This is a genomic window from Pseudomonas sp. Z4-7, from assembly GCF_051131965.1.
Classification (GTDB): Bacteria; Pseudomonadota; Gammaproteobacteria; order Pseudomonadales; family Pseudomonadaceae; genus Aquipseudomonas.
The window spans coordinates 4,623,962-4,643,398 of sequence record NZ_CP071642.1 but is presented as its reverse complement, the minus strand read 5'-3'; the positions used below and the strand labels follow the sequence as shown (position 1 = coordinate 4,643,398).

At 61.1% G+C, this 19,437-nt stretch carries 16 protein-coding genes; 12 read left to right on the top strand and 4 right to left on the bottom strand.

What is annotated here, in order from left to right:
* The first annotated feature begins 54 nt into the window (after nucleotides 1-54).
* From cheR to J3P91_RS20655, 6 genes are all read left to right on the top strand, one after another.
* Entirely contained in the window at nucleotides 55-882 is an 828-nt protein-coding gene (cheR, locus tag J3P91_RS20680) for a protein-glutamate O-methyltransferase CheR (RefSeq protein ID WP_305499372.1), read from the top strand.
* A gap of 355 nt (nucleotides 883-1,237) precedes the next feature.
* Nucleotides 1,238-1,645, top strand: a complete 408-nt coding sequence (gene flgB, locus J3P91_RS20675; protein ID WP_434572378.1) for a flagellar basal body rod protein FlgB — start codon at nucleotides 1,238-1,240, stop codon at nucleotides 1,643-1,645.
* 3 nt (nucleotides 1,646-1,648) lie between these two features.
* Nucleotides 1,649-2,092 (top strand): flagellar basal body rod protein FlgC, encoded by a 444-nt coding sequence (gene flgC / locus J3P91_RS20670; protein ID WP_434572380.1) that lies wholly within the window; start codon nucleotides 1,649-1,651, stop codon nucleotides 2,090-2,092.
* Between the two features lie 15 nt (nucleotides 2,093-2,107).
* Nucleotides 2,108-2,830, top strand: a complete 723-nt coding sequence (flgD, locus tag J3P91_RS20665; RefSeq protein WP_434601595.1) for a flagellar hook assembly protein FlgD — start codon at nucleotides 2,108-2,110, stop codon at nucleotides 2,828-2,830.
* Nucleotides 2,831-2,858: 28 nt separating this feature from the next.
* Complete coding sequence (gene flgE, locus J3P91_RS20660) at nucleotides 2,859-4,175, top strand: flagellar hook protein FlgE (protein ID WP_434601594.1); 1,317 nt, start codon at nucleotides 2,859-2,861, stop codon at nucleotides 4,173-4,175.
* A 203-nt stretch (nucleotides 4,176-4,378) separates the two neighbouring features.
* Nucleotides 4,379-5,748, top strand: a protein-coding gene (locus J3P91_RS20655) for an IS3 family transposase (protein ID WP_434605000.1) whose coding sequence is annotated in 2 segments (ribosomal slippage) — nucleotides 4,379-4,852 and nucleotides 4,855-5,748 — 1,368 coding nt in all. Because the reading frame shifts where the segments join, the coding sequence is not laid out codon by codon here.
* A 164-nt stretch (nucleotides 5,749-5,912) separates the two neighbouring features.
* On the opposite strand, the gene J3P91_RS20650 is transcribed toward J3P91_RS20655, so the two are convergent.
* The gene (locus J3P91_RS20650; protein ID WP_434601593.1) at nucleotides 5,913-8,804 is read right to left on the bottom strand and encodes a ribonucleoside-diphosphate reductase subunit alpha; all 2,892 of its coding nucleotides are present in this window, start codon (nucleotides 8,802-8,804) and stop codon (nucleotides 5,913-5,915) included.
* Nucleotides 8,805-9,661: 857 nt separating this feature from the next.
* Between J3P91_RS20650 and J3P91_RS20645 the strand changes: the two genes are divergently transcribed.
* Nucleotides 9,662-10,384, top strand: a complete 723-nt coding sequence (locus J3P91_RS20645; protein ID WP_434601592.1) for a response regulator — start codon at nucleotides 9,662-9,664, stop codon at nucleotides 10,382-10,384.
* On the top strand, nucleotides 10,381-11,991 hold the full coding sequence (locus J3P91_RS20640; RefSeq protein WP_305499381.1) for an ATP-binding protein: 1,611 nt from the start codon (nucleotides 10,381-10,383) through the stop codon (nucleotides 11,989-11,991). Before J3P91_RS20645 ends, J3P91_RS20640 begins: the two co-directional genes overlap by 4 nt.
* 117 nt (nucleotides 11,992-12,108) lie before the next feature.
* On the opposite strand, the gene J3P91_RS20635 is transcribed toward J3P91_RS20640, so the two are convergent.
* The gene (locus J3P91_RS20635; protein WP_434601591.1) at nucleotides 12,109-12,834 is read right to left on the bottom strand and encodes a 4'-phosphopantetheinyl transferase family protein; all 726 of its coding nucleotides are present in this window, start codon (nucleotides 12,832-12,834) and stop codon (nucleotides 12,109-12,111) included.
* A 107-nt stretch (nucleotides 12,835-12,941) separates the two neighbouring features.
* Nucleotides 12,942-13,730: a dienelactone hydrolase family protein gene (locus J3P91_RS20630; RefSeq protein ID WP_434601590.1), complete on the bottom strand. Its 789-nt coding sequence runs from the start codon at nucleotides 13,728-13,730 to the stop codon at nucleotides 12,942-12,944.
* A 142-nt stretch (nucleotides 13,731-13,872) separates the two neighbouring features.
* Here J3P91_RS20630 and J3P91_RS20625 point away from each other — a divergent pair, with 142 nt between their 5' ends.
* The 3 genes from J3P91_RS20625 to J3P91_RS20615 all read left to right on the top strand — a co-directional run bounded on the left by J3P91_RS20625 (nucleotide 13,873) and on the right by J3P91_RS20615 (nucleotide 16,587).
* Entirely contained in the window at nucleotides 13,873-14,472 is a 600-nt protein-coding gene (locus J3P91_RS20625; protein WP_434601589.1) for a hypothetical protein, read from the top strand.
* 94 nt (nucleotides 14,473-14,566) lie between these two features.
* Nucleotides 14,567-15,244 (top strand): response regulator, encoded by a 678-nt coding sequence (locus J3P91_RS20620; RefSeq protein WP_434572398.1) that lies wholly within the window; start codon nucleotides 14,567-14,569, stop codon nucleotides 15,242-15,244.
* Nucleotides 15,241-16,587 carry an ATP-binding protein gene (locus J3P91_RS20615; protein WP_434572400.1) on the top strand — a complete coding sequence of 449 codons (1,347 nt, stop codon included), beginning with the start codon at nucleotides 15,241-15,243 and terminating at the stop codon, nucleotides 16,585-16,587. The genes J3P91_RS20620 and J3P91_RS20615 overlap by 4 nt, the downstream gene beginning before the upstream one ends.
* A 136-nt stretch (nucleotides 16,588-16,723) precedes the next feature.
* Here the strand turns inward: J3P91_RS20615 and J3P91_RS20610 are convergent, their stop codons facing one another.
* Nucleotides 16,724-17,722, bottom strand: a complete 999-nt coding sequence (locus J3P91_RS20610) for an AraC family transcriptional regulator (protein WP_434601588.1) — start codon at nucleotides 17,720-17,722, stop codon at nucleotides 16,724-16,726.
* Between the two features lie 334 nt (nucleotides 17,723-18,056).
* On the opposite strand from J3P91_RS20610, the gene J3P91_RS20605 reads away from it, so the two are divergent.
* Nucleotides 18,057-19,409, top strand: a complete 1,353-nt coding sequence (locus J3P91_RS20605) for a dicarboxylate/amino acid:cation symporter (RefSeq protein ID WP_305499392.1) — start codon at nucleotides 18,057-18,059, stop codon at nucleotides 19,407-19,409.
* Nucleotides 19,410-19,437 lie beyond the last annotated feature (28 nt).

The window sequence follows — 19,437 nt, the reverse complement described above, 5'->3', positions numbered from 1 at the left end:
AGGTCGGGCGCGTTGTGCGCCCGGCAAGTCAACACAGTGAAAAGAGGCGGTATCTTGTCTACGGGTAATTTGGATTTCGAACAGTTCCGGGTCTTCCTGGAAAAAGCCTGTGGCATCTTGCTTGGTGAAAACAAGCAGTACCTGGTGTCGAGCCGTCTCAACAAATTGATGGAACAACAGGGTCTCAAGTCGCTGGGCGAACTGGTGCAGCGCATCCAGACCCAGCCACGCAGCGGTTTGCGCGAGATGGTGGTGGATGCGATGACCACCAACGAAACCCTGTGGTTTCGTGATACCTATCCCTTCGAGGTATTGAAGAACCGGGTGTTGCCGGCGGCCATCAAGGCCAGTCCGGGGCAACGCCTGCGCATCTGGTCGGCGGCCTGCTCGTCGGGACAGGAACCGTATTCGCTGTCGATGTCCATCGATGAGTTCGAGCGCTCCAACCTCGGCCAGCTGAAGATGGGCGTGCAAATTGTCGCCACCGACCTGTCCGGGACCATGCTCAACAACTGCAAGACCGGTGAGTACGACAGCCTGGCGATCGGCCGTGGCCTGTCGCCTGATCGCCTGCAACGCTATTTCGATCCGAAAGGGCCGGGCAAGTGGGTGGTCAAGGCGCCGATCAAGAGCCGCGTGGAGTTCCGCTCGTTCAACTTGCTGGACAGCTATGCCAGCCTGGGCAAGTTCGACATCGTGTTCTGCCGCAACGTGCTGATCTACTTCTCCGCCGAGGTGAAGAAAGACATCCTGCTGCGTATCCACAGCACCCTGAAGCCGGGCGGCTACCTGTTCCTGGGCGCGTCCGAGGCGTTGAACGGCTTGCCGGATCATTACCAGATGGTCCAGTGCAGTCCGGGGATCATCTATCAGGCGAAGTGATTGGCCTGGGTTATAAAAAACGGGAGCCCTACGGGGCTCCCGTTTTTTTTTGCCCTCCAGTTTCTCCAATCCAACACATTCCTGTGGGAGCGAGCTTGCTCGCGATAGCGGCGGCACATCCAAAATCCATGTATCAGACAGATCGCTATCGCGAGCAAGCTCGCTCCCACATTTGTCCCCCATTGTCTGGATGAAAGCGGCAGAAAAGCGGCAGCCAGCGGAAACCGATTGCCGCTTTTCTGGCATTGCCGCTTTGCCGATCCCCGCAAAGCCCCGGTTTACGGGCTTTTGGAAAGTGGCACGGTGATTGCTAAAGCCATCGTACGAACATTCTGGTCACCCAAAGGTTTCCGCCATGAGCATCAGCTTCGATAAAGCGCTCGGTATCCACGAACAGGCCCTGAGCTTCCGCGCCCAGCGTGCCGAAGTCCTGGCCAACAATATTGCCAACGCCGACACCCCGAACTACAAGGCCCGTGACCTGGACTTTTCCAAGGTGCTCGCCGAGCAGAACGAAAAAACCAAGAACGGCCACTTCGCCTTGAACATGACCAACAACCGTCATATCGAAGCCGAGGGCGTTGGCAGTGGCGACGGATCGTTGATGTATCGCACGCCGATGCAGCCGTCGATCGACCAGAACACCGTGGATGCTCAACTGGAACAGTCCAACTACGCGGAAAACTCCGTGAACTTCCAGGCCAGCTTCACCCTGCTCAACAGTAAATTCAAAGGGCTGGTATCAGCCCTGCGTGGAGAGTAATTCATGTCGATCGCGAGCGTATTCAACATCGCCGGCAGTGCCATGAGTGCCCAGACCACTCGCCTGAACACCGTCGCCAGTAACATCGCCAACGCCGAGACCGTCTCGTCGAGCATCGACCAGACCTATCGCGCCCGCCACCCGGTATTCGCCACCATGTTCCAGGGTGGCCAGTCCGGCGGCAGCGACTCGCTGTTCCAGAATCAGGACGCGGCCGGGCAGGGTGTGCAGGTACTCGGCGTGGTTGAAGACCAGAGCAACCTCGACGCCCGTTACGAGCCGAATCATCCGGCCGCCGACGCCAAGGGTTACGTCTACTACCCGAACGTCAACGTCGTTGAAGAAATGGCCGACATGATTTCCGCCAGTCGTTCGTTCCAGACCAACGCCGAAATGATGAACACCGCCAAAGCCATGATGCAGAAGGTCCTGACCCTCGGTCAGTGATAAGGGGCGAGTCACATGAGCGTCACCAACACCACCAGCGGTTTGAGCCTCAACGAGATTCTGGCCAACTCCTCGGTCAAGACCAACACCACGACCGATGGCCTGGGCGCGGCAACCAACGCTGCCTCCGGCAATAAAGAGCTGGGCAAGGATGCGTTCCTGCAACTGCTCGTGACCCAGCTGAAAAACCAGAACCCGCTGGAGCCACAGGATAACGGCGAGTTCGTTGCCCAACTGGCGCAATTCAGCAGCCTGGAAGGCATCACCACGCTCAACGACACCGTCAGCGGCATCGCTGGCAACTACAACTCGTCCCAGGCGTTGCAGGCTTCGTCCCTGGTCGGTCGCTCGGTCATCGCGCCCGGTGACAAGGCCGTGGTCGACACCTCCAAGAGCCTCAACGGCACGGTAGTGGTACCGGCATCGGTGTCCTCCGTCGCCGTCAAGATCGTGGACAAGGACGGCAAGACCGTTCGCACCATCGATCTGGGCAGTCAGAACGCCGGCAACTCCGCCTTCATCTGGGATGGCAAGAACGACGCGGGCACGACGGTCGAGTCGGGCACGTACACCTTCGCGGCCTCGACCACCATCGACGGCAAGGCCACGTCGCTGATCACCAACCTGCCGGCCACGGTCAGCAGCGTGACGATCAGCCAGACGGGCGGTGAGCTGATGCTCAACCTGGCCGGACTGGGCAGCATTGCCCTGTCCAAAGTACAAACTATTGGTATGTAGAGCCGACTAACCGGCAAAAGGAGTCAACATGTCTTTTAACATCGGCCTTAGCGGTCTCTATGCAGCCAACAAACAGCTGGATGTGACCGGCAACAACATCGCCAACGTGGCGACCACCGGTTTCAAATCGTCCCGTGCGGAATTCGAAGACGTCTACTCGGCCACCAAGCTCGGTTCGGGCAGCAAGACCGTCGGCAACGGCGTGCGCCTGGCCAACGTTTCCCAGCAGTTCGGCCAAGGTGACGTGAACAACACCGGCAACGTGCTGGACATGGGCATCCAGGGCCAGGGCTTCTTTGTCCTGAGCAACGACGGCTCCCTGAGCTACACCCGTGCCGGTACGTTCAAGACCGACAAGGAAGGTTTCATCACCAACAGTGATGGCACTGCTCGCCTGCAGGGCTATGGCGTGGATGCCAACGGCAAGATCCAGAACGGCATCCTGACCGACCTGCGCATCGACACTTCGAACCTGCCGCCGACCGCCACCAGCCTGGTATCGTCGACCATCAACCTGAACTCGACAGCGACGCCGATCACAGCCGCGTTCAATCCGGCCGACACCGCTACCTTCACCAAGCAGTTCACCACCCCGGTCTATGACACCCAGGGCAACCAGCACTCAATGGACCAGTACATGGTCAAGACTTCCGGCAACACCTGGAATGTCTACACCTTGATCGACGGTCGTAACCTCAATGGCAGCGCGCCGACCACGACCGGTGCGAACGCGCCGATCCCTTCGACCATGACCTTTGATTCCAGTGGCCGGTTGACGCAGGTCAGCACGCCGCCAGTACCGCCTGCCACTACGCCGACTATCAACAGCGATCTGGTATTGACTGGTTGGGTTCCTGGCACCGTGACCAACGGAACATGGACCGCCAACGGTGCCGCCAGTGCGCCGACCATTACGATTTCCATGGGCAACACCACCCAATTCAACGCCGATACCGCGCGCTCGATCCCAACCCAGAACGGCTACGCCACTGGCCAGATCACTAACCTGACCATCGACGGCAGTGGCGTCTTGCTGGCCAACTTCAGCAACAACCAGACCAAGCCGATTGGTCAGCTCGCCCTCGCCAGCTTCACCAATGAGCAGGGCCTGCAGCCAGTAGGTGGCACCAGCTGGAAGGAAACCTTCGCCTCGGGCATCCCGGGCTACGATGCGCCACAGACCGGCACCCTGGGTTCGATCGTCTCCAACTCCCTGGAAGAGTCCAACGTCAACCTGACCAACGAACTGGTCGAGCTGATCAAGGCGCAAAGCAACTACCAGGCGAACGCCAAGACCATCTCCACCCAGAGCACCATCATGCAGACCATCATTCAGATGGCTTGATGTCGATGGCTGTTTGAAGGCTGCACAAGGAGCCCCTCGCGAGAGGGGCTTTTTCATGAGCTTCAGTTTTGTATTGCTTAGGCTGGCCTCATCGTCGGATCGCCGCCCGGAGCAAGCTCGCTCCCACAGGGTTATGTGTACGCAGTCCAAAATGGACTGCACCCCAAAAGTTGGACACCAACCTGACTTTTGGCGGTGTTTCCATGGGCAAATTTTCGCTTCAGTTCAAAATTACGGCGATTGAGGCTTATATCAATGGCAATGAAGGCTTTCGAAAGGTAGCTCACCGCTACTTGATCGACTACAGCCTGCTTCGGCGCTGGGTCGCCACCTATCAGGCTCGAGGCAGTGCTGGGCTGCAATCGCATGGTCACCATTACAGCGCGGCCTTCAAACGCTCAGTCATCCAATGCATGCAAAAAGAGCGGCTCTCACATCGGGAAGTCGCCGCGCGGTTCGGGCTCGGTCAGTCCTCGCAGGTGGGCATTTGGGAGCGGCAGTACTACAGTGGCAGTCTTCCTGCCCTGATCGTACCCAAGAGAAAAAAGGCTGTTGTCATGCCCAAAAAAACGCCTGTCCCTGATCACTCCCAACCCGTGGACGACGATTCAAAGAGCCGAGAGCAACTGAAGGCCGAACTCGAATACCTACGTATGGAGAACGCTTACCTAAAAAAGCTCGAAGAGGTAAGGGAGGCTTCGAAGAGGAGTCGCCCCGGGAAAAAACCATCTCCGTAATGGCGTTGAGATCCAGGTTTCCTCTGGACAGTCTGCTGAAGTTAGCCAACCTGGCCCGCAGCACGTTCTATTACCAGGTCAGCGCCCTTCAGAAACCTGACAAATATGCCTCGCTGAAAACGAAGATCCGCGACCTCTACGACCAGCACGAAGGGCGATTTGGCTATCGCCGCATCGCTTTGGCACTTCAAAAGAAAGAGTCGGTCAGTGAAAAAATGATTCAGCGCCTGATGGACCGCATGGGCCTTAAATCCTTGGTGCGCCCAAAAAAGTATCGATCTTATAGAGGGCAAGTTGGAACCGTCGCGGCGAATCTTCTGGAGCGTAATTTCGTCGCGCAACGGCCCAATCAGAAATGGGTAACGGACGTCACCGAATTCAAAGTCGGATCAAAGAAGCTCTATTTATCGCCGGTAATGGATTTGTACAACGGCGAGATCATCGCCTATGAAACCGCCCCGCGCCCATGCTTTGCCTTGGTGACCGGAATGTTGGAAAAGGCCTTCGAGCGCCTGCAAGGGCCGTCTCATCTGCTGCTGCACTCTGACCAGGGCTGGCAGTATCAGCAACCTCGCTATCAGCATGCACTGAAGCAACGCGGCATAAAGCAGAGCATGTCACGTAAGGGAAATTGCCTCGACAACGCGGCGATGGAGAGTTTTTTCGGCACCCTGAAGTCCGAGTTTTTCTACCTAAAACGCTTTGAAAATCTGGAAGAGCTGAATGTAGGGCTGGACGAGTACATCAATTATTACAATCATGAGCGGATCAAATCGAAGCTCGGTGGACTGAGCCCTGTGGAATACAGGACTCAATCCGTGGGCATGTGGCAGTAGACCGTCCAACATTTTGGGGTCAGTCCAAAATGTGGGAGCGAGCTTGCTCGCGATGGGGCCGAGACAGGCGCCGACTTTCCTCCAGACAAAAGAAAACCCCCGATAAACCAGCGGTCTATCGGGGGCTTCTTTAGCAGGCGCCTTGCAGCGCCTACCCGCTCAGCTTATTGGCAAGCTTCGCAATCCGGTTCGTCGATGGCGCAGGCTTTTGGCACTGGCGCAGGGCCGGCTGGAGCGGCCAGGACCGAATCGTCACCGTGGTTGCCGCCAGCGGAAACCGCGTTCAGCTTGCCGGTGTTGATGGTCGACTTCTCGGTGCTGGTGGCGGCCAGGGCACGGAGGTAGTAGGTGGTTTTCAGGCCACGGTACCAGGCCATGCGGTAGGTCACGTCGAGCTTCTTGCCCGAAGCGCCGGCGATGTACAGGTTCAGCGATTGAGCCTGGTCGATCCACTTCTGGCGACGGCTGGCGGCGTCGACGATCCACTTGGTGTCCACTTCGAACGCGGTCGCGTAGAGCTCTTTGAGTTCCTGCGGGATGCGCTCGATCTGCTGTACCGAACCGTCGTAGTACTTCAGGTCGTTGATCATGACCGAGTCCCACAGGCCGCGAGCCTTGAGGTCGCGAACCAGGTACGGGTTGATCACGGTGAATTCGCCCGACAGGTTCGACTTCACATACAGGTTCTGATAGGTCGGTTCGATCGACTGCGACACGCCGGTGATGTTGGCGATGGTCGCGGTCGGTGCGATGGCCATGATGTTGGAGTTACGAATGCCTTTCTGCACACGGGCGCGAACCGGAGCCCAGTCCAGGGATTCGTTCAGGTCAACGTCGATGTACTTCTGGCCACGCTGGGCGATCAGGATCTGTTGCGAGTCCAGCGGCAGGATGCCCTGGGACCACAGCGAACCCTGGAACGTCTCGTACGAACCGCGCTCGTCGGCCAGGTCGCAGGAGGCCTGGATCGCGTAGTAGCTGACCGCTTCCATGGACTTGTCGGCGAACTCGACCGCAGCGTCCGAACCGTACGGGATGTGCTGCAGGTACAGCGCGTCCTGGAAGCCCATGATGCCCAGGCCGACCGGACGGTGCTTGAAGTTGGAGTTCTTCGCTTGCGGCACCGAGTAGTAGTTGATGTCGATCACGTTGTCGAGCATGCGCACGGCGGTGTTCACGGTGCGTTGCAGCTTGGCGGTGTCCAGCTTGCCGTCGACGATGTGGTTCGGCAGGTTGATCGAGCCCAGGTTGCAGACTGCGATCTCATCCTTGTTGGTGTTCAGGGTGATCTCGGTGCACAGGTTCGAGCTGTGGACCACGCCCACGTGCTGCTGCGGGCTGCGCAGGTTGCACGGGTCCTTGAAGGTCAGCCATGGGTGGCCGGTCTCGAACAGCATCGAGAGCATCTTGCGCCACAGGTCTTTGGCCTGGACGACTTTGAACAGCTTGATCTTGTTGTACTCGGTCAGGGCTTCGTAGTACTCGTAGCGCTCTTCGAAGGCCTTGCCGGTCAGGTCGTGCAGGTCTGGCACTTCGGATGGCGAGAACAGGGTCCACTTGCCATCATCGAAGACGCGCTTCATGAACAGGTCCGGGATCCAGTTGGCGGTGTTCATGTCGTGGGTACGACGGCGGTCATCACCGGTGTTCTTGCGCAGCTCGATGAACTCTTCGATGTCCATGTGCCAGGTTTCCAGGTAGGCGCAGACCGCGCCCTTGCGCTTGCCGCCCTGGTTGACCGCAACGGCGGTGTCGTTGACCACTTTGAGGAACGGCACGACGCCCTGGGATTTGCCGTTGGTGCCCTTGATGTAGGAGCCCAATGCGCGAACCGGGGTCCAGTCGTTGCCCAGGCCACCGGCAAATTTCGACAACATGGCGTTGTCGTGGATGGCGCCGTAGATGCCCGACAGGTCGTCCGGCACGGTGGTCAGGTAGCAGCTCGACAGTTGTGGACGCAGGGTGCCGGCGTTGAACAGGGTCGGGGTCGACGCCATGTAGTCGAAGGACGACAACAGGTTGTAGAACTCGATGGCACGGTCTTCACGCTGCTTCTCTTCGATCGCCAGGCCCATGGCCACGCGCATGAAGAACACCTGCGGCAGTTCGAAACGCACGCCATCCTTGTGGATGAAGTAACGGTCGTACAGGGTTTGCAGGCCCAGGTAGGTGAACTGCTGGTCGCGCTCGTGGTTGATCGCCTTGCCGAGTTTCTCCAGGTCGAATTCGGCCAGGACAGGGTTCAGCAATTCGTACTCGATACCCTTGGCGACATAGGCCGGCAGGGCCTTGGCGTACAGGTCGGCCATTTCGTGGTGGGTCGCGCTGTCGGCAACTTCCAGGAAGCTCAGGCCTTCGGCGCGCAGGGTGTCCATCAGCAGGCGGGCGGTCACGAACGAGTAGTTCGGCTCGCGTTCCACCAGGGTGCGCGCGGTCATCACCAGGGCGGTGTTGACGTCCTTGAGGGCGACGCCGTCATAGAGGTTCTTCAGGGTTTCGCGCTGGATCAGGTCGCCGTCGACTTCTTCCAGGCCTTCGCAGGCTTCGGTGACGATGGTGTTCAGGCGGCCCATGTCCAGTGGCGCCAGGCTGCCATCGGCGCGGGCGATGCGGATCGAAGGGTGAGCCTGGACCGGTGCGTCGGCCGGCGTGCGGATGGCGCGTTCCTTGGCCCGGGAGTCACGGTAGATCACGTAGTCGCGGGCGACTTTCTGCTCGCCGGCACGCATCAGGGCCAGTTCGACCTGGTCCTGGATTTCTTCGATGTGAATGGTGCCGCCCGACGGCATGCGACGCTTGAAGGTCGCGGTGACCTGTTCGGTCAGGCGGGCCACGGTGTCGTGGATTCGCGACGAGGCGGCAGCGGTGCCGCCCTCAACTGCGAGGAACGCTTTGGTGATGGCGACGGTGATCTTGTCATCTGTGTAAGGAACGACAGTCCCGTTACGCTTGATCACGCGCAGCTGGCCAGGCGCGGTGGCGGACAGATCCGGGCTCGAATCGGCGGCCAGCGGCGCGGTGCCCTGCGGGTTCTCGCGAGTTGTGTCGGTGTGCATGGGTGTCTCCACGTTCTCTATGTTTATTTGGGCACCATCACGGTGCCCACCGTTCCGTCCTGAAGCACTACAACCGGCTGGCGCCGGGTATAACAACTTCGGGACAGTAGGAAGCGGGCCGGTGGCACCGCTTCCATCCGAAGTTCTCGGGTCGCGAGCCTGGGCTCGAAACCGGGTTTGCCGGGTGGCAGCAAAGGACTGCAACACCCGTACCGTTCCGGTCGTTTTCGACCTTGGAAACAGTTGCCATCCGCAGGGGCGGTCTGGGTTTGGAAAAATGCGCTGTCGCAGCAGGACAGAGGCAAGAAAAGCGCTTGAATTCTCTATCCGACTTGTGTTTGGTTTTTGGCCTGAAACCCTACATGTAGGGTTTTTTGCGCGGCGGGCTACAAGATAATGCGTTTTGGGGGATGAATCAACGTGCTACCTGTGGATAAGCCTGTGCGTAATTTGTGTGCGAAACGTGGAACTGCTCTGTAGGCCGCGACCTTGCTGGAGCGAGCCTTTTTTCAACGATTTCGACCGGCCGAAAACAGCTTGGTGTTTTTGCGGGCGCGCACGTTACCACACACATCCGGCTCGACCGAACGCATTTGTCCGCTTGTTTTCCATGCAGCCGCCGTTTATACAATCGGCCGGTGCATGAGCGCGATGATCCTCCTTTGATATGACAAAAAGATGGGAGGATGCAGGTTTTCAAGTGGGCACTGTTGTGGCGAGGGAGCTTGCTCCCGATGGGCTGCGTAGCGGCCCCAGGATTTTACGGTCGCTGCGCAACCGAGCGGGAGCAAGCTCCCTCGCCACAGGGTGAGCGTTCATCCTTTCTTTTTATAGCTACAACAAGACGAGGCCCCTCCGTGGAACAAGAAGCCTGGCAGATATTGATTGTCGAGGATGACCAGCGCCTGGCCGAGCTGACCCGCGAATACCTGGAAAGCAACGGCCTGCGCGTCGCCATCGAGGGCAACGGCGCGGTGGCGGCCCAGCGGATCATCGACGAGCAGCCGGACCTGGTCATTCTCGACCTGATGCTGCCCGGCGAAGACGGCTTGAGCATCTGCCGCAAGGCGCGCGAGCACTACGACGGACCGATCCTGATGCTCACCGCGCGGGCTGACGACACCGACCAGATCCAGGGCCTGGACCTGGGCGCCGACGACTATGTCTGCAAGCCGGTGCGCCCGCGCGTCCTGTTGGCCCGCATCCAGGCCCTGTTGCGGCGTAGCGAGCCGGAGCCGTCCGCAGCGCCGAAGCAGCGGCGCCTGGAGTTCGGCCCGTTGGTGGTGGACAACGCCTTGCGCGAAGCCTGGTTGCAGGGCAACGGTATCGAGCTGACCAGCGCCGAATTCGACCTGCTCTGGCTGCTGGTGTCCAACGCCGGGCGCATCCTGTCCCGCGAGGAAATCTTCACCGCCCTGCGCGGTATCGGCTACGACGGCCAGGATCGCTCGATCGACGTGCGCATCTCGCGCATCCGTCCGAAGATCGGCGACGACCCGGACCATCCTCGATTGATCAAGACCATCCGCAGCAAAGGCTACCTGTTCGTCCCTGAAGCCTGCGTAGACGCGACCCCGTGAACTCCATCTTCCTGCGCATCTATGGCGGCATGTGCGCGGCACTGGTGCTGGTGGCGGTGCTTGGCGTGCTGGCGCTGCACCTGCTCAACCAGACGCGCGGCGAGCAATACCGCGAGCGCCTGGCCCATGGCACGTTTTCCTTGATGGCCGACAACCTGCGGCCGATGAACGACACCGAACGGCGCCGGGCCCTGGCGGTGTGGGAGCGCCTGCTGGGCATTCCGCTGGCGTTGCAGACGTTCAGCCAGACCGACCTCGACCTGGGCCAGCGCACCCGGGTGTTGCGCGGGCAGGTCCTGGTGGAGCAGATCGGGCCGCATGCGGCGAAGGTTTATCGGCTGGTCAGCGATGGCGAGCAGTTGACCCTGGTCGGGGAGGTTCGCCAGATCAGCGAGCAACTGGCCCGGGCGACCATTTACCTGCTGGCCGACGAACTGGTGCGCTATCCGGTGGCCGAGCAACCCGAGCGGCTGGCGCAACTCAAGCAGGAAAAAGGCTTCGGTTTCGACCTGCGCCTGATGACTGTCGAGCAGGCGGACATGGACGACGACCAGCGCCGGCGGGTGGCCGAGGGCGACACGGTGATGGCCCTGGGCAAGGGGGCCGACTCGATCCGGGTGTTCGCCGGCATGGTGGGGACGCCGTGGGTGCTGGAAATCGGCCCGCTGTACCAGATGAATCCGTACCCGCCCGAGTGGCTGGTGCTGATTGCCGCACTCGGGTTGAGCCTGATCGGCCTGATTGTCTATCTGCTGGTGCGCCAGCTGGAGCGGCGTCTGCGTGGCCTGGAGTCGGCCGCGACCCAGATCGCCCAGGGTAGCCTGGAGACCCGCGTACCCGCTCGGGGCGCTGACTCGGTCGGGCGCCTGGCAGCAGCGTTCAACGGCATGGCCGAGCACTTGCAGCAACTGCTGGCGATCCAGCGCGAGTTGGTGCGCGCGGTGTCCCATGAACTGCGTACGCCGGTGGCGCGCCTGCGCTTCGGCCTGGAAATGCTTGGCAGCGCCAGCACGCCCGAGGCCCGGGACAAGTACCTGGCCGGCATGGATCACGATATCGAAGACCTGGATCGGCTGGTGGATGAAATGCTGACGTATGCGCGGCTGGAGCAAGGGTCGCCGGCGTTGAATTTCCAACGGGTCGACCTGGATGCGTTGGTCAACCAGGTTATCGAAGAACTGGGCCCGTTGCGTGCGGGGATTACCGTTGAGCGCGGCCTGTGCCTGTCCGCCGCCGATTGCGACGGCGCCTGGGTCGAGGCCGAGCCACGCTTTTTGCATCGGGCGTTGCAGAACCTGGTGGGTAATGCCATGCGCCACGCCAGATCCCAGGTGACCGTCAGTTACCAAGTCGGCCAGTTGCGCTGTCGGGTCGATGTCGAGGATGACGGCCCGGGCGTACCGGAGGCGGCCTGGGAGCGGGTGTTCAAGCCATTCCTGCGCCTGGACGACAGCCGCGCACGCGCGTCGGGCGGCCATGGGCTGGGGCTGTCGATTGTGCGGCGGATCATCCATTGGCACGACGGCCGGGCGCTGATCGGCAAGAGCAAGCGCCTGGGCGGGGCGTGTTTCAGCTTGAGCTGGCCGAGGCATCAGGATCGGTCTTGAGAGAGGCGGTGTCCATGCAGGCCTCTTCGCGAGCAGGCTCGCTCCCACATTTTGAAATGCATTCCAGCTGTGGGAGCGAGCCTGCTCGCGAAGGCGGCATTGTGGCCAATACAACTCTCAGGCCTTGACGCCCACCAGGCTCAACAACTGCCCATCCTTCACCCCAAACTGCCCCTGCAGCTCACTGCCATGGCGCCACTCGGCCGACAGATCGGTCAATAACCGCAGCAGCGCTTGCCCGGAGTGGCACCACTCGACTATTTCGGCATGCTCGAAGTAGAAACGCTGCCCGACGATGGGGTACAGCGCTTTGAACAGGCTTTCTTTCATCGAAAAAGTCAGGGTGACCAGCAATGCGCGGTCATCCTGCGGCGCGGTGGCCATGCGCAGCAGTTCCGCCGGGGTGAGGATTTCAGCGGCCAGGCGCTCGGCGCGTTCGGGGTCGAGGAGGTTTTCCAGATCCATGCCCAGCCCTTGCCAATCCCGCTTTTGCGCGACGATTGCCGCGGCCCGGCCGGTGCTGTGGGTGATCGAGCCGCTGACATGGGCCGACCACACCGGGGCGCGGTCTTCGCCGATGGCCGGCACGTCGGCCTGACCGTCGAGCCTCAGCAACGCCGCCCGGGCACAGATCCGCCCGGCGAGAAACTCCGCCTGACGCTTGGCTACCGAACGCCGGATGCTCGCCGGAGGCTCGATGGCGCTGTTGGGAAAATCGTCAGCGACAAGCAACAGCGGATCGAAGCGAGTACTGAGCAGCACCGTATCGGGCAGGGCGTCAGGCAGCAGCCATTGGTCATCCAGGGGCGAACAGCAGGCGGGCAGGGCAGGGAGTGGGTTCATGCCGGGCATTTTGCCGGGTTGGCTTGCGCCTGGGTAGTGGGAGCGGCTTGAGCGGGATGGCTTTTGTGGCGAGGGAGCAAGCTCCCTCGCCACAGGCGCGGTATGTGTCAGAAAATCTTCTTGAAGAACTTCTGCATATCCGCCCACGACTTCTCGTCAGCTTCCTTGTTGTAGGCGATGTCCGGCCCTCCATGTTCGCCATGACTCAGGCGGTCGGCGTCGGGGTTGCTGAAGCCGTGCTTGGCGCCTTCCAGGCTGACAAACTTGTAGTCGGCGCCGGCCTTGTCCATCTCGCTCTTGAACGCGGTGACGTTGTCCTCGGTGACCATGCTGTCAAGCGCGCCGTGCTCCACCAGGATCCTGGCCTTGACGCTGCCGGGGGTGGCCGGCGTGTTAGTGACCAGCGCACCGTGGAAGCTCACCACGCCGGCCAGTGGAACACCTTGGCGCGCCGCGTCCAGCACCACCTTGCCGCCGAAGCAGTAGCCGATGGCAGCGAGTTTGTCCGGGTCGGTCTGCGGTTGTTTCTTCAACAGGTCGAGTCCGGCCTGGAAGCGCGCGCTGGCCGCCTTGCCATCCTTGAGCGCGGCCTGCATGAAGGCCAGGGCGTCCTTCGGATGCTCGGTGTTCTTGCCGTCGCCGTACATGTCGATGGCCAGGGCGCTGTAGCCCAGGCTGGCGAGGTCACGGGCGCGGCGCTTGGCATAGTCGTTCAGCCCCCACCATTCATGCACGACCACCACGCCGGGACGCGGGCCTTTGACCGCGTCGTCATAGGCGTAATAGCCGATCAGCTTCGTGCCGTCGGCACTGGTGTAGGGGATCTCCTGGGTCTGGATGGCGGCGTGGCTCGCGCCGCTCAAGGCCAGAAGTACAACAGCAAGCAACCTGCGCATGATCGATCTCCTTAAAAGTTTGTTGGAACAGACTAGCCGATTCATTCAGCCCAGGTTCAGAGAACGTTCAAGAGGGGTTCAGGGACCCCTGGATATCGTGGCTGCGACTTCACACAACCACCGCATCACAAGGAACCTGACCATGACTGCTATGAAAAAACTGCTGCTGGCCTTCACCGTGCTGGGCGCCAGCGCCCTGGCCCATGCCGATGACAACTTCGCCGGCCTGACCCTCGGCCAGACCAGCGACAAGGTCAAGAAATCCAATGCCCTGGACAGCGCGCTGAACAACCCGAACGCCGACGGTATCATCGGCAAGGACACCACCTACGGCCTGCGCCTGGGTCGGCAGAATGACCAGGGCCGCTACTACGCCACCTACGACAACGTATCGGGCACCCACAACGGAATCAAGCTGCGCCAGGAGAACCTGCTGGGCAGCTACGATCTGTTCTATCCGGTGACCGCCAGCACCAAATTGTTCGGAGGTGGCACGGCGGGCCTGACCAAGTTGACCCAGGATTCCTCGGGTTTCAGCCGCGACAGCGATATCGGCTATGCCGTTGGCTTGCAAGGCGGCGTGCTGCAGCAGATTTCGCAAAACACCTCGGTGGAACTGGGTTACCGTTACCTGCGCAGCAATGCCACCACCGAGATGAGCCCGCGCGATGGCGCCAAGGTGGGGTCGCTGGACCTGACCAGCAGCGCCCAGACCTACCTGTCCGCCAACTATACGTTCTAGGCGGCAAGGCAATGATGGAATGCAGCCGGATCGGCGCGTACGATCCGGCGCCTTTGGTTGGAAATTGGTTGTTTGATTCGCCTGGGAGAGGCCCATGAAACTATTGGTTGTCGAAGACGAAGCGTTGTTGCGCCACCATTTGCAAACCCGTCTCACCGACAGCGGCCATGTGGTCCAGGCCGTGGCCAATGCCGAGGAAGCCTTGTACCAGGTCGGCGAATTCAATCACGACCTGGCGGTGATCGACCTGGGCCTGCCGGGTATCAGCGGCCTGGAACTGATTCGCCGGTTGCGCTCGCAGGACAAGACCTTTCCGATCCTGATCCTGACCGCCCGCGGCAACTGGCAGGACAAGGTCGAAGGCCTGGCTGCCGGGGCCGATGACTACGTGGTGAAACCGTTTCAGTTCGAAGAGCTCGAAGCCCGGCTGAATGCACTGCTGCGTCGCTCCAGCGGTTTCACTCAGTCAACCATCGTGGCCGGTCCATTGTTGCTCGACCTCAACCGCAAGCAGGCGTCCCTCGGCGATGAGCCGCTGGCCTTGACCGCCTACGAATACCGCATCCTCGAGTACCTGATGCGCCATCACCAGCAGGTGGTCGCCAAGGATCGCCTGATGGAGCAGCTTTATCCCGATGACGACGAGCGCGATCCCAATGTGATCGAAGTGCTGGTCGGGCGCCTGCGCCGCAAACTGGAAGCCCCAGCCGGGTTCAAGCCGATCGATACCGTGCGTGGCCTGGGTTACCTGTTCAACGAGCGCTGCCAGTGATTCGTTCGCTTCGGTTGCGGTTGATGCTGGCCGCCATGACATTGGCGGTGTTGTTCATGCTGGCGCTGCTGCCGGCGATGCAGGGCGCCTTCAGCCTGGCCTTGCAGGAATCCATCGAGCAGCGCCTGGCTTCGGACGTGACCACGCTGATCTCCGCCGCCCGGGTGGAAAACAATCGTCTGAAGATGCCGGCGCAATTGCCCGATGAGCGCTTCAACCTCGCCGATGCCCGCCTGCTGGGCTACATCTATGATCGCGAAGGGCGGTTGGTCTGGCGTTCGAAGGCGACCCAGGAAGAACACATCAACTACGCGCCGCGCTACGACGGGCTGGGCAACCAGTTTGCGCGCATCCGCGAGGACAACGGCCAGGAGTTTTTCGTCTACGACGTCGAGGTCAAGCTGCTCGGGGGCCAGAGCGCGGCGTTCAGCATCGTCACCCTGCAGCCGGTGCACGATTACGAAATGACGCTGCAAGGCCTGCGAGAAAACCTTTACCTGGGGTTCGGCGCCGCGCTGGCGGTGCTGCTGGCGCTGTTATGGATCGGCCTGACCTGGGGCTTGCGGGCGTTGCGGCGCCTGAGTCAGGAATTGGACGAAATCGAAACCGGCACCCGCGAAAGCCTCAGCACCGCGCATCCCCGCGAGCTGCTGCGCCTGACCAGCTCGCTCAACCGCCTGCTGCACAGCGAGCGTGAGCAGCGCAGCCGTTATCGGGACTCCCTCGATGACTTGGCGCACAGCCTCAAGACTCCGCTGGCGGTGCTGCAAGGCGTCAGCGAGGACATGGCCCGGCGTCCCGAGGATCGTGGGCAGGCCTGGGTGCTGCAAACCCAGATCGAGCGCATGAGCCAGCAGATCGGCTACCAGTTGCAGCGCGCCAGCCTGCGCAAAAGCGGCCTGGTGCGCCATCAGGTGCCCTTGCGCCCGGTGTTGCAAAGCCTCTGCGACACCCTCGACAAGGTCTATCGCGACAAGCGCGTGCAGGTCGAATTCGACCTGCCGGAGGATTGCCAGGTGCCGATCGAGCAGGGCGCCTTGCTGGAGATGCTCGGCAACCTGCTGGAAAACGCCTATCGGCTGTGCCTGGGGCACGTGCGAGTGAGCGTGCACCAGACGCTCGGCGGGACGGAGTTGAGCATCGAGGACGATGGACCGGGCGTGCCACCGGACCAGCGTGCACGGATCCTGCAGCGGGGTGAACGGCTGGATCGCCAGCATCCGGGGCAAGGGATCGGCCTGGCGGTGGTAAAAGACATCATCGAGAGCTATGGCGCCCGGTTGACGCTGGGAGATTCAGAGCTGGGCGGGGCGGCGTTCCGGATTCATTTTCCGGTGGTTTGACTGGATCTTTGGTGGGCTCACTGGCGCCATCGCGAGCAAGCTCGCTCCCACATTGGATTTCGGTACGCGCAAATCCCCTGTGGGAGCGAGCTTGCTCGCGATGAGGCCAGTCCAGACGGCAAAAATCCCCGGAAAATCAGTTCTCCTGCTCCCGATAAGCCCCCGGCGTCACCCCCGTCCACTTCTTGAACGCCCGATGAAACGCCGACGGTTCGGAGAACCCCAGCTGTTCGGCGATCTGCTGCAACGACAGGTCCGCGCGGCCCAGGTGGTAGATGGCGATATCCCGCCGCAACTGATCCTTGAGCTCCTGGAAGCTGGTGCCTTCCTCGCGCAGATGCCGGCGCAGGGTCTGCGAGCTGATATGCAGATGCGCCGCGACCGTGTCCAGGTCCGGCCAGCGCGCCGTGTCGCGGCTGAGCAGGCGCCGCAATTGGCTGGTGAGGCTGTGGCCATCGTCCGGGCGCGAGAGCAGGTCGGCGGGGGAGCGTTCGAGAAAGTGCTTGAGGGTTCGCTCGTCCTGGAGCAACGGCATCTCCAGGTAGCGGGCATGGAATAACAAGCTGCTGCTTCGCGCCTCGAAGACCAAGGGGCAGGGGAACAGCAAGTCGTACTCCGCGCCGTGGCCTGGCCTGGCATAGCTGAAGGTCGCCTGTTCCAGGCCGATCCGCTGGCCGATCAGCCAACTGCCGAGGCGATGCCAGATGACCAGCAGGCTTTCGGCCAGGAAGTGGTCGGGATCACGCAGTGTCGACTCGTCCAGGCTCAGCCTTACCCGTTCGCCTTCAGCTTCGAGGGTCAGGCTCGGGGCGTCGGGGAACAGGCTGTAGAACAACAGGCCGCGCTGCAGCGCCTTGCCCAGCGTCCGACAGTGGATCAACGTGTGGCACATCATGGCGAACGTCCCGGGTTTACTCGGTGCCCGGCCAAATCCCAGGTATTCGTCCGCCAATGCGACCCACAGCGCCTGCAACAGGCGGGCGAATTGCTCGGGGGCAATTCGCGCGCGCGGCTCGTCCAGCAGCTCCGGGCTGATGCCCAGTTGCTGCAGCAGGGGAACGTAGTCGAACCCCTGCCGACGCGCGCCACCCAGGGCGGCGCGGGCGAAGTGGCTGGCGATGGTGCGTTGGCGCATGGCACAAATCCGTCCGTTGAGCGGACGAATGGTAACAGGGCGTCGCGGCTCGACAAGGCGGATATCCGCCAAATCCAGGAACGTGACGCGGGAGGTTGGCGGAAAACCGCCAAGTTTGGGCGTGCGTTTAATTTCCAGGTAAGAAGCAAACGCCGTCTGCCCCGGCACTTGTAGGACGTTTCGTAAAAATGGCACGGGCCTTGCGATGCCATACACAGGTCTGCCGCGTGCAGCCGACAAAAAACAAATCCCTCCAGTGCAGGAGGGTTCGCAATTGAGGTGTCGTGGACAACAGGTGGATGTTGTCACACGAGACTCTTGAGGAAGGTTTGCCATGACGACTCGTCAGCCACTGTACAAATCCCTGTATTTCCAGGTGATCGTAGCCATTGCCATCGGCATTCTGCTCGGCCACTTCTACCCGCAGACCGGCGTTGCCCTCAAGCCGTTCGGTGACGGGTTCATCAAACTGATCAAGATGGTCATCGCACCGATCATTTTCTGTACCGTCGTCAGCGGCATCGGCGGCATGCAGAATATGAAATCGGTCGGCAAGACCGGCGGCTATGCACTGCTCTATTTCGAAATCGTTTCCACCATTGCCCTGCTGATCGGCCTGGTCGTGGTCAACGTCGTGCAGCCGGGCAACGGCATGCACATCGACGTGTCGACCCTGGACACCAGCAAGATCGCCGGCTTCATCAATGCCGGTAAAGACCAGAGCATCGTTGCCTTCATCCTCAACGTGATTCCGAACACCATCGTCGGCGCCTTCGCCAACGGCGACATCCTGCAAGTGCTGATGTTCTCGGTGCTCTTCGGTTTCGCCCTGCATCGCCTGGGTGCCTACGGCAAGCCGGTGCTGGACTTCATCGACCGCTTCGCTCACGTCATGTTCATCATCATCAACATGATCATGAAGCTCGCGCCGATCGGTGCGTTCGGTGCCATGGCCTTCACCATCGGCGCCTACGGTGTCGGTTCGCTGGTGCAACTGGGCCAACTGATGATCTGCTTCTACATCACCTGCGTGGTGTTCGTGCTGGTGGTGCTCGGCGCCATCTGCCGCGCCCACGGCTTCAGCGTGATCAAGCTGATCCGCTACATCCGTGAAGAACTGCTGATCGTGCTGGGCACCTCCTCGTCGGAATCGGCCTTGCCACGCATGCTGATCAAGATGGAGCGCCTGGGTGCCAAGAAGTCCGTGGTGGGCCTGGTAATCCCGACTGGCTACTCGTTCAACCTCGACGGTACTTCGATCTACCTGACCATGGCTGCGGTGTTTATTGCCCAGGCCACCGACACCCCGATGGACATCACGCATCAGATCACCCTGTTGCTGGTCCTGCTGTTGTCCTCCAAAGGTGCTGCCGGCGTAACCGGTAGCGGCTTCATCGTACTGGCGGCCACCCTGTCGGCCGTGGGCCACCTGCCGGTTGCCGGCCTGGCGCTGATCCTCGGCATCGACCGCTTCATGTCCGAAGCTCGTGCGCTGACCAACCTGGTCGGTAACGCCGTTGCTACCATCGTGGTTGCCAAGTGGGTCAAGGAACTGGACGAAGACCAGCTGCAGACCGAGCTGGCTTCCGGTGGTCGCGGTATCTCCGACGTGCGTGAAGATGACGAGCAGATCGCGCAAGCGCAGATTGTCGCGGCTGAATCCGCTGCTCCAGGCGCTGTGAAGTAAGCTTCAGGCTGCAACGAAAAACCCGCTT

Excerpts from the sequence above, each read along its gene's own strand:
- flgB (WP_434572378.1), top strand. The coding sequence starts at position 1,238 with ATGAGCATCAGCTTCGATAAAGCGCTCGGTATCCACGAACAGGCCCTG.
- flgC (WP_434572380.1), top strand. The coding sequence starts at position 1,649 with ATGTCGATCGCGAGCGTATTCAACATCGCCGGCAGTGCCATGAGTGCC.
- flgD (WP_434601595.1), top strand. The coding sequence starts at position 2,108 with ATGAGCGTCACCAACACCACCAGCGGTTTGAGCCTCAACGAGATTCTG.
- flgE (WP_434601594.1), top strand. The coding sequence starts at position 2,859 with ATGTCTTTTAACATCGGCCTTAGCGGTCTCTATGCAGCCAACAAACAG.
- J3P91_RS20650 (WP_434601593.1), bottom strand. The coding sequence starts at position 8,804 with ATGCACACCGACACAACTCGCGAGAACCCGCAGGGCACCGCGCCGCTG.
- J3P91_RS20635 (WP_434601591.1), bottom strand. The coding sequence starts at position 12,834 with ATGAACCCACTCCCTGCCCTGCCCGCCTGCTGTTCGCCCCTGGATGAC.
- J3P91_RS20630 (WP_434601590.1), bottom strand. The coding sequence starts at position 13,730 with ATGCGCAGGTTGCTTGCTGTTGTACTTCTGGCCTTGAGCGGCGCGAGC.
- J3P91_RS20625 (WP_434601589.1), top strand. The coding sequence starts at position 13,873 with ATGACTGCTATGAAAAAACTGCTGCTGGCCTTCACCGTGCTGGGCGCC.
- J3P91_RS20620 (WP_434572398.1), top strand. The coding sequence starts at position 14,567 with ATGAAACTATTGGTTGTCGAAGACGAAGCGTTGTTGCGCCACCATTTG.
- J3P91_RS20610 (WP_434601588.1), bottom strand. The coding sequence starts at position 17,722 with ATGCGCCAACGCACCATCGCCAGCCACTTCGCCCGCGCCGCCCTGGGT.
- J3P91_RS20605 (WP_305499392.1), top strand. The coding sequence starts at position 18,057 with ATGACGACTCGTCAGCCACTGTACAAATCCCTGTATTTCCAGGTGATC.